Below are 8,957 nucleotides of genomic sequence, written 5' to 3'. Positions count from 1 at the left end.
ATAGAACCCGCGACAGTCGCATGCGCAGCAAGGCACTAGGTCGAGTCGAACGTAAGTTCATCCTCGATGCCGACAGTGCGGATTTGTTTGATACGCTACGTCGAGACGCTGGCTTCTCCACTAAAGAAAAATCCGAGTTCTTTGCGGCGCTACTGCTTCGTGTCGCCAACAAGAATTGGCTCGGCAAACCTTTCACCTTACCCATTGAGGAGGCGCTATGAAAATGAAGATAAATCGTCATGCTTACTACGGTTTGGTGCATAAGGGCGTCAAAGCGTTGTTGAATGACCGCATGGGCTTTTATGATGACGATGAGTATCGCAACTACCTAGGCATTCAAACGGGGCAGACAAGCTGCAAAGACTTGAGTGATGGTACGTTGCGTGAGCTGGTCGCAGAGTTAAAGCGTCAAGGCTACTTGGAAGACTCTGCCAAGTTTAAAAAGCGCCTAGGAGGCAGTTCGTCTCGCCAGCCATCCAACTTACAATGGGCAAAGCTGGCGGCGTTGGCTAAATCTATGGGCTGGCAAGGGTTGGATGACCCCGCACTGGACAGCTTTGTGAAACGCACGGTAAAAGCCGAACGCGCTCGCTGGCTCACTCGTGACACGATACGTGCCGTGATTGTGGGACTGGAACGCTGGGAGGCATCATGTCGAGGCGAGTAAAGTTTCGGGCCGAGCCTCGCTATGAGGTGTTAAACCCTCGGACCCAAGAAGAGCTCGAGGCGCTCTTACTGGAGATGTATCCCGATAACCGCATCGCGGCAAGCGAGTTTCAAGCCGCGCTCAATCCCATTGATAAAGCGATCATCAAAAGTGATCTAGGTATCCGTAACTGGTACACCCCTAAAGAGCTGGCCGAGTACCTATGGAGAAGGAGTAATTATCATGCCATCGAAACCGATCCGTATGCTTCCAGCCTATGAGGTATTTAATAGCTGCACTCGCACCCAGCGCAACCACGTGCGAGATGGCTATTTCTTTGCCTCTAAACTGCAAACCTGGTTTGTGTTCGTAAAGGACAAAGGTGAAACCGCCAATGGCAAACCAGAAGAGCAGCTCAGTCTGTTTGGGTAGTGGGCAATGATTGGAGAGTTTGAATGGCGCTTACATCAAGTTTGGAGCAAGCGTCATTTTTATTGGTGTAACCGTAGAACGTTCGATTGCGCTCTATCTTACAGGCGCACAAGCGAAAGTACGTAAGCCAGACAGCATCACGGCTGGCCGCTTCGCCATAAGTTAGCGGCTTTTGGTCAAACGGCTGCTCACACTCCACCAAGTCACCCACAGGTGGCGATTGGATAATATCTTGGTATTCATACTGAGTGACAATCTTAGTATCCTGACACCCAGCCAACAGGATAAGCGATAGGCTCAGCGCTGCATATTTCATGTTCAAGCTCCTTTTCCAGTAGTTCAACGCGTGTTTTTAGCTGATGTCGAGCGTGGCGTTCTCGAGTCGACGTCTCATCCGCGACTTGCTGCGCCTCGCGCCTTTGGGTGGTTAACATCGTGATGCGCTCAGCCAGTAAGTGATTAGTGGTTTCCTGGTTGGTAATGGTTTCACCTAGCATTTGGTTACTGGCCTTTAGCTCACTGGTGTAGTGGAAGAGCTTGTAGTTCACCAGTAAGCTCACGATGAGTATGGCGCCGCCTAACCAAAAAGCCGTGCGTTTGAGCTGGCCTAGAACGCCCATGTTATTGCCATCCGTTCAAACAAATCGCCATCTCTTTATCTCGCCGCTTGGGGATACCTTCGCAGCCACTGCCTTTTATGCGGCAGTCTTTCTTATTAACATAGACCCAACGCGGATATTGCAAGCAGGCTCCGCGATGGTCTCCTTGATTAAAGGTCTTGAGCAAGGTCGAACGAGCAAAGTTGCCCTCGCCGAGGTTGAACACAAAACTCACCATCATGTCGTATTCCGCTTGGCTCGGCGTTTGTGTGAGATGTTTTTTCACCACGCTCTCAGCACTGGCCACGTCCTTGACAAAGGCGTGGGCGATTTGCTCATTCGTTGCCATGTCACCTTGCTTCACCCCTTGAGTATGCCCAAGACCGAGAGTCCAAGTATTGGCGCTGCATTGGTAGGCTTGAGCGCGGCAACCTTCTTCATTCGCAATATGACGCAGACCAGGCTCACTGACACTCAAGGCGTCGTCGATGTTAAACACGATGGCCAATACGGCGGTGATGGAGCACACTAAGGCTTTCGTTGCTTTCGCTTTCAGGCTCATGAGGTTTCCTCCGACTCCATCACGCTGTCATCACCGGTTTGTAAGCGAGCCAGCTTGGCTTTATTGAGTTGGGTCGCCACCGCATAATGGCGAATGGCCATACAACCCGACACAATGCCCACCGTGATAGCAACGAGTTGCGCAATATCATTGACGCCAAAGCTCACAACCGTGGCCATCACGGACGTACCCACTTTCTTTAAGCCCGCTAAATCCGTGAGAGACATCAATATGGCTTTCATTCCCGTTTCACTCATTGGCTTTTCTCTCTCTTATTATTGTTATTCAAAGGTTTGTTGGCTGCTTTCAGTGATGACCTCAAAGGTAACGGCCGTGAGGGTGATAAGCGGCCTTTGTTTTTGAGTCACTGGTTTCGTGTCAGCAATCACTTGGCCATTACTATCAGTCAGCGCCCCTTTCGCGAGATACACCCCTTCAATACGTTGAGCCAGCGACGTTAAGGCCGCAGGCACAATGTCGCGTCCGTGCTGCGTCTTCCACGTATTAACGACAGATTCAATATTCGTTTTTGCCGTCATTTGAATGGACTCCGCTAATGAGGCGTAGTCACTGAATATCTGCAGGTGAAAGCTCGCCGTTGCCGTGACATCCGTTGCGTCCACTACGCGCACCAAATCCCCCATCGGCACTCGCTTATCTCCTGAGCACTCTGACTTAATCAAATCCTTGATGGCTTGGTTGGGGAGAGAGCCATCTTGCAAAATCGCGCTTATCTCAATTTCATTCGGTGAGGGTGTCCATACCGACACGTTTTTAATCGACGAGCTGCTTGAACGAGCAAAATACTCATACGCCTCATAAGGCCCAGCCACACTGAATTTTGACGGTGAAATATAGATTCGATAGGCAAAATCATCATCATCCTCAATTTCAGAGCCGCCTTGTGTAGTCTCGGTATTGGTCACACTCTCAAGCGCATCCAGTGGCGTAACGGCTTGATTAATTTGTCCGGCTAAGAAGCCATTCCCCTGAAGGCCAGCGTCGATGCTCTCGACGTTGGCATTGATGCTTTGCGTGCCCGCACTGACCACCACCTCTTCCAATGTTTCAAACACGGTTTGGTTATCCACGGCAATCACTTGGTAGCCCTTCGCAATGACAAAGCCAGTATGAGGGGTAAAGGTAAAGGCCATTACCGTACGGGCCTTTGACGCGGGCAGACGCTCGGTTTCGGTCAGTAGACCGATGTTATCTAAGCGCTCCTTGTCAGCAAACGAGAGAAGATTCTGCTTACTTTCGTAGTTAATCAGCGCTTTGAGCTCGTTCTTTTCATACGCGATTTGCTCAAGATGAAACGTTTCTGGATCGTTAAGGCCAGGATAGTGCCCTGTGCCGATTTGATAACGTTGCTTGAGGCTGACAAGGTCGGCGTCATAATTCACCTCGACCAGTTGCGGCTCTGGAATATTAGGGAAGCGATTGGTCATATCAGTTCGCTCTTGCTAGTTGCGCGCTGGCGGTCCACGAACGTCCGCTAATCGACGTCGTCACTGTGGTGGGTTTCCAGCGGTTTGGCACGTTGCCAAAGTTTAAAAATTCAATCAAATGTGCGGTGGTTAACATGATATTGGTCACCGACATACGTCCTTTCGCGCCTTGTTTCCCGTCTGCGCCGTTTTGCAAATAGGACTCGGCGTAAGCTCTGGCGTCTGCCATGGACTTCACATTGTCGATGTTGTGCAGCCTCTTCACTCGATCGCCTGTCGCAGTGGCATCCCCTGCGCGATAACTAAAAAGCTGCTGGGCTTGCTGGTCATAACCATTGACTTCAACCGCTACGTACTTTGAACGAGCGCTATCGGGCAGATTGAGGGCGGTGAGGATGTCTCGGTTTAAGGTGTCAATTTGAATCACGTCGTCTTTAAAGTTACCCATCACAAGCCGCTTGCCTTTGATGGCCATCGGCACACTGGTTTGCTCTGACAATCGCGTTAAAAATGCGGGAGTGGTTTCATCACGCTGCTCAATGCGAGCAAATTGAAAATCAGGCGTATCCGGCGCTTTGATAAACGATAGGCCGCTCTCTTTGGCCCAGGACTGCGCTACTCGCTCAAGCGTGACGCTCTCTTGTACCAAGCACTGCTGATTGTCGATAAAACCTCGCTTGATGGTGGGTGGTTTGGCGTTTGCACCGACCATCACATCATCAGGCCCAATTTTGAATGACACTTCATCAATACTGAATTCACCCCACAACCATTCATGGCGTTGGCCTTGCTCATCTAACCAGCCAATACCAGGCTTTAAGGTGTCGCCTTTGGTGGGATACCACGCCTGACAAAAGCGGCGGTCTTTGTTAAACAAAGTCAAAGACAAGGTATCCGTACCGGTTTGTTTGCTTTCCATCACATCGGTATAGGTCATGGACTTGACATAACGACTGAGCTCAGCGGTCACATCCTTACCCGCCCAATGCAAAATGGCGAACGGACGAATGACTCCCGTGGCGATTAGGCCCATGGCGGCGTCTCCACCGTGACGGTGTTCACCACCTTTGTGGCAGGGATAATAACGGTTTCACCGCCACGAAAAGTAAAGCTTGTCATGGTTCGGGTGAGCTCTCTGTTAGCCTCAAACAACGCGTCGACTAAGGTTTGACTGTTGGCGCTATAGGCGCGATAGCAAAGCTGCTCCCATCGCTCGCTCTGGCGTGCAATTAAGGTGTTCACGAACGCACTTCCACGATGTCGATTTGGTAATTGACACTGGTGATAACGCCAGAGGGCAAGGTTTCAATGTGAGTACGATTGATTTTACGAATGCAGAACTGCCCATACACCTCTGAGCCCACGACCAAAGCGCGAGGCACACCGTTTTCGCCCATTAATTCGAGCTGCTTGGTCATCTTCGTGATGTCGACAAAGTAATTATTGAAAGTCAGCTCCAGTGAAGCGGTGTGCTCATCTTCCCCCATATTCTGGTGCGCGGGATAACCGTTAATGAGATCTTGTTTGTTGATCTTAAAAGTGCGCGAGTCGCTGATTTTGTTTGGCGTGAAGCGCCCCTTAAAAACTAAGTCACCAAAGCCGCCCCATTGGGAGTAGTTCGTTGTTTGCTCTGTCATCTATGGTTCCTCATCACTGATGGTGTGACTCTCACCTGTGAGAATGCTCTTGGCGGTAATTTCAGTCACATTAGGGTTGGTAAAGTGTTTGTGTACCGTGAGCGCTAATGTGGCTTGCCAATCTTCGCGCCAGGTAAAGAGATCATCTTTGGGGTCAAAGTCATCGTTTTGTTTTGGCTCACTCCAACCGGATGATAGTTTGCGAGCGTCGGACATCTCCGCATCGCCCACGACCGTCAGGCGCTCACCGAATTCACCAAAGCCAACAGGCAAGTCTTCGCCAATGTCTTTTAAAACAATCAGATCATGGGTGAGATAATCAGTCATGCTCAGGTTGAGTTGTATCTGTTGGCTAGATAAGAAGCATTGCGTGTTCCCGCCGCTGACTCTGGCTGAAATCACCACATCAAGGAGCATTTCATAAGCCGCGAACGAGCCTTGTGTCGTCAGTGCCAGTCGATTCAACGCGCGGATACCATTGAACATCACGCGTACTTCTTTTCTGGCTACCGCATTGGAGGGCTCAACCACCGCCTGCATGCCAAGTGAGGTTTCCAGCGTTTTTTCTAATGTTCGTATCACTTTCATTGGATTGCTGCCTTTAACTGCTCTAATGCCATCTCTTGTTGTGCTTGCTGCTGCTCTGGGCTTAAGTACATGAACTCACGACTGGAGACTTTGACCTGTGGCGTTCGGATATACAGCACATAAAACACGCCTTTATCTGCGCCTTTGTTGTTTCGGTTGGCTTTGGTCTTCACCTTTTGACCAAAAGCCTTACCCCCCAAAGGCGCTCGTCCCATGATGGAATGCGGACGGTAGAAAATCTTCCAGCCTTGACGCTCTAATCCTTCCAAGGTTTTACGCACCCCATATACTTCGGAGCGTTTCTTTACCTGCTTGTTAACCGGTATAGCGAGCTGCTTGGCTTTCTTGGCCTTTATCACGCCGCCATTGTTAATCAGTGGCGCATGGGCTTTGTTGGTGCCCACTCGGTATTCATCTTGGCCTGCCTGATACGTCAATGAGGCGTAGGTTTCCCCTGTATCAAATAGGGGTTTAGCCCCTGCGTTCTTGGTGTTTTTGGTCAATGGTGAATTGGGCTTAAACGTGCCGCTTTTCATGTTGTCGCGCACGCACTGCAAACCAAAAGGAGCTAACGTCTCGGGCAGTCCCTCGATCGTTTTAGTGGTGTTGTGCAGTGCATCGAGAAAACCTTTCATCACTGATACGCTCCATTGAACGGTGTTTGAATCAGGCTTAAATTCTGCCTTTTATTTAGCGGTCATCTGCCGAACGGAAGTTAATCAACGCTTCGAGGGATAAGCTTCACACTCACTAGAACAATAAGAAGGAAACCCCATGGCCCCACGCTCAAAGGTGGAATTGCACGGGCTGCTTGAACGCGTCATTGAGATGTACACCGTGGACAAGATGAAGCTGGACGATATCGCGGAGGCGCTCAAAGAAGACGGCTTTGATATTTCACGTTCGTCAGTGCACCGTGTACTTCGCAGTAATCAGGAATTGATTGAAGAGCAGCGTCTGGTTCAAGAGCAAGCGGAGGTGTTTCTAAAGGAGTTCAAAGACAGCCCCAACACCGATATCTCAGAGCTGAACTTACAAATCATGCAACGCTACATGTTCAAAGTATTGCGTGAATTGGAGTTTGGCCCTGAGTCATTTAAAGATCCGAACAAGCTGGCTAACTTGTTAGCGCGACTATCGGATGCACAGGTGAACCTTGACCGATTGAAAGTCGAGTTTCGTAAAGGGGTGGATGCGGCAAAGGCCGAGTTTGAAAGTCAGCTTACCGATATGCTCAAAGAGACGCGCCCCGAGCTCTTATTTGAGTTAGTGGGCATCATTCAGAAAATTCGTATCGACCAAAAACCGAAACGAGGTCGTCGATGAGCAGCCTCTTTGGTGGATTGTCCGATGCGGATTTAGAGAACATTCGAGACAGTGCGCATATTGCCGCTGAGGATAAACGCGTCACAAAGAACACCAAAGCCCAAGAGCGGCGTGATTTAGCTCGAAAACAAAAAGAAGAAAAGGCGCGTCAAAAGCGCCGCGCCAAATCTAAACGCGACTTTGCCTACTTCTGTCAAACCTATATGCCTGATGCGTTCACGCTTGAGTTCAGTGAATACCAGCTCGCACTGACTCGCCTAGCAGCAAATCGACATTTGAATCATCAAGACGAAGCGCTGTTCAAAGCGCTCATTGACCCGCGTGACCACGGCTTTATCAAACAACCCCTTACGCTTGAAAACGGCAAGCGTGGTGAGTATGAGGGCATTCTCGATATCGAGCCACGCGACCACGGTAAAACTACCCGTAATACTCAGGCCATGCCCTTATGGCTGGCGCTCAATCATCCAGGCTCTTTTATTGTCATTTGTGGTGCGTCCGCCGATAGCGCCAAAGAAATGATGGATGCCATCAAAGATGACTTAGAAGATAACGAACTTATCCTGGACGATTACGGGGAGCAGCGAGGCAACACCTGGACGAAACGCAAAATCAAACTGGCCAATGGCTCTTCCATCGTGGCGGTCGGTCGTGGGCAGCGACTGCGGGGTATCAAGAATAAATACCAACGTCCGACTCACATTATCTGTGATGACTTACTCGATGATAAAGAGGTGGAATCGCCGACACTGCGTCGTCAGGCAGAGCGCTGGTTTAAACGCGTAATTATGAACCTGGGCAAAGGGGCGCTGACCATCATCGCCAACACCATCATGCACCCAGATGATTTACCGTCACGTCTGCTTAAACAAATTGAAGATGGCCGTTTACCTAACTGGTTGGGGCTGCGCTTTAGTGCCATTACCCCATCGGGGCATTCCTTATTTCCATCGCGTTGGAGCTTGCAAGAGTTAGACAATAAACGCATCGCGTCTGGCAGTGCGTGGTGGACAGAATGGATGAACCGTCCCATTGCCGATGAAGATGCCGACTTCAAGGAAGAGTGGTTTGTCTACTTCAAACCTTATGAATTGGATCTTCGAGATTGCACCATTGGTATGGCGATTGACCCTGCTACGGGCCTTAAAAAAGGCGACTGGTCCTTTATTGCCGTGGTGGCTCGACACAAAATTACCATGGTGGATCATGTGCTGTTTGCCAAAGGCTGGAAAGAGTCCGACCTTAAGTTTGCCCAGCGCATTGTGGATGTCTTCCGGCAACACAGGCCGTCCTTTGTGATGTTCGAAACCGTTGCGTTCCAGAAGATTTACAAAAAAGAAGTGATGCGTTACGCCAAGAAGAAAGGCGTGCGCCTTCCGGTTCGAGAGTTCAAAGGGGGCAATAAGCAAGTGCGTATCAAGTCACTTTCTTCACAAGTAGAGAACGGACTTATCCAATTCTTAGAGACTCAGACGTTGCTTCGTCAAATGTTTTTAGAGTTCCCTCGTGGCCATGATGACGGACCCGATGCAGTGGAGATGGCCATCAGTGGTTTCGAGTCTGGCTTTGTGGGCGGCGCAACACCACAAACGCCCAAATCAATCAGTAGCGCCGCGAAAGCGCTCTCACGCTTTGGTGGTGGGGCCTTGCGACGAATGATGCGTTAGGAGTCTCTATGTTCAACAAACTCGCAGAAATTAAAACCAAACTCAGCGATGT

The 8,957-nt window shown here is 50.0% G+C and carries 15 protein-coding genes; 5 read left to right on the top strand and 10 right to left on the bottom strand.

Annotated features, from left to right (window positions below; genetic code table 11):
• From AB4589_RS24405 to AB4589_RS24395, 3 genes are all read left to right on the top strand, one after another.
• A partial coding sequence (locus AB4589_RS24405) for a hypothetical protein (RefSeq protein WP_372101869.1) occupies window positions 1–221 on the top strand: 221 nt, incomplete at its 5' end.
• Entirely contained in the window at window positions 218–667 is a 450-nt protein-coding gene (locus tag AB4589_RS24400; RefSeq protein WP_372101868.1) for a regulatory protein GemA, read from the top strand. The genes AB4589_RS24405 and AB4589_RS24400, both read left to right, overlap by 4 nt.
• A 222-nt stretch (window positions 668–889) precedes the next feature.
• Window positions 890–1,078 (top strand): hypothetical protein, encoded by a 189-nt coding sequence (locus AB4589_RS24395; protein WP_136985798.1) that lies wholly within the window; start codon window positions 890–892, stop codon window positions 1,076–1,078.
• Here the strand turns inward: AB4589_RS24395 and AB4589_RS24390 are convergent.
• The 10 genes from AB4589_RS24390 to AB4589_RS24345 are packed head-to-tail and all read right to left on the bottom strand — an operon-like array spanning window position 1,062 to window position 6,547.
• Window positions 1,062–1,394: a hypothetical protein gene (locus tag AB4589_RS24390; RefSeq protein ID WP_372101867.1), complete on the bottom strand. Its 333-nt coding sequence runs from the start codon at window positions 1,392–1,394 to the stop codon at window positions 1,062–1,064. The genes AB4589_RS24395 and AB4589_RS24390 overlap by 17 nt on opposite strands.
• Complete coding sequence (locus AB4589_RS24385) at window positions 1,336–1,698, bottom strand: hypothetical protein (RefSeq protein ID WP_372101866.1); 363 nt, start codon at window positions 1,696–1,698, stop codon at window positions 1,336–1,338. Before AB4589_RS24385 ends, AB4589_RS24390 begins: the two co-directional genes overlap by 59 nt.
• 1 nt (window position 1,699) lies before the next feature.
• Entirely contained in the window at window positions 1,700–2,239 is a 540-nt protein-coding gene (locus AB4589_RS24380) for a lysozyme (protein WP_372101865.1), read from the bottom strand.
• Window positions 2,236–2,496, bottom strand: a complete 261-nt coding sequence (locus AB4589_RS24375; protein WP_371709026.1) for a hypothetical protein — start codon at window positions 2,494–2,496, stop codon at window positions 2,236–2,238. The genes AB4589_RS24380 and AB4589_RS24375 overlap by 4 nt, the downstream gene beginning before the upstream one ends.
• A 24-nt stretch (window positions 2,497–2,520) precedes the next feature.
• Window positions 2,521–3,687 carry a baseplate J/gp47 family protein gene (locus AB4589_RS24370; RefSeq protein ID WP_372101864.1) on the bottom strand — a complete coding sequence of 389 codons (1,167 nt, stop codon included), beginning with the start codon at window positions 3,685–3,687 and terminating at the stop codon, window positions 2,521–2,523.
• Window position 3,688: 1 nt separating this feature from the next.
• Entirely contained in the window at window positions 3,689–4,720 is a 1,032-nt protein-coding gene (locus AB4589_RS24365) for a phage late control D family protein (RefSeq protein WP_372101863.1), read from the bottom strand.
• The gene (locus tag AB4589_RS24360; protein WP_372101862.1) at window positions 4,711–4,929 is read right to left on the bottom strand and encodes a hypothetical protein; all 219 of its coding nucleotides are present in this window, start codon (window positions 4,927–4,929) and stop codon (window positions 4,711–4,713) included. Before AB4589_RS24360 ends, AB4589_RS24365 begins: the two co-directional genes overlap by 10 nt.
• A complete protein-coding gene (locus tag AB4589_RS24355) occupies window positions 4,926–5,324 on the bottom strand; it encodes a phage tail protein (protein WP_048615427.1) in 399 nt (132 codons plus the stop codon). The genes AB4589_RS24360 and AB4589_RS24355 overlap by 4 nt, the downstream gene beginning before the upstream one ends.
• Window positions 5,325–5,912 carry a hypothetical protein gene (locus tag AB4589_RS24350; protein ID WP_372101861.1) on the bottom strand — a complete coding sequence of 196 codons (588 nt, stop codon included), beginning with the start codon at window positions 5,910–5,912 and terminating at the stop codon, window positions 5,325–5,327. It lies immediately after the preceding gene.
• On the bottom strand, window positions 5,909–6,547 hold the full coding sequence (locus AB4589_RS24345) for a hypothetical protein (protein WP_372101870.1): 639 nt from the start codon (window positions 6,545–6,547) through the stop codon (window positions 5,909–5,911). Before AB4589_RS24345 ends, AB4589_RS24350 begins: the two co-directional genes overlap by 4 nt.
• A 139-nt stretch (window positions 6,548–6,686) precedes the next feature.
• Here AB4589_RS24345 and AB4589_RS24340 point away from each other — a divergent pair, with 139 nt between their 5' ends.
• Together AB4589_RS24340 and terL are read left to right on the top strand one after the other, a co-directional pair.
• Complete coding sequence (locus AB4589_RS24340) at window positions 6,687–7,238, top strand: phage protein Gp27 family protein (protein WP_372101860.1); 552 nt, start codon at window positions 6,687–6,689, stop codon at window positions 7,236–7,238.
• Window positions 7,235–8,905 (top strand): phage terminase large subunit, encoded by a 1,671-nt coding sequence (gene terL, locus AB4589_RS24335; RefSeq protein ID WP_372101859.1) that lies wholly within the window; start codon window positions 7,235–7,237, stop codon window positions 8,903–8,905. The genes AB4589_RS24340 and terL overlap by 4 nt, the downstream gene beginning before the upstream one ends.
• The last annotated feature ends 52 nt before the right edge of the window (window positions 8,906–8,957 follow it).

Source organism: Vibrio sp. 10N.222.49.A3 (assembly GCF_041475145.1).
In the GTDB taxonomy this organism is placed as follows: domain Bacteria; phylum Pseudomonadota; class Gammaproteobacteria; order Enterobacterales; family Vibrionaceae; genus Vibrio; species Vibrio tasmaniensis_A.
This window is presented reverse-complemented; position numbering and strand designations above follow the sequence as displayed.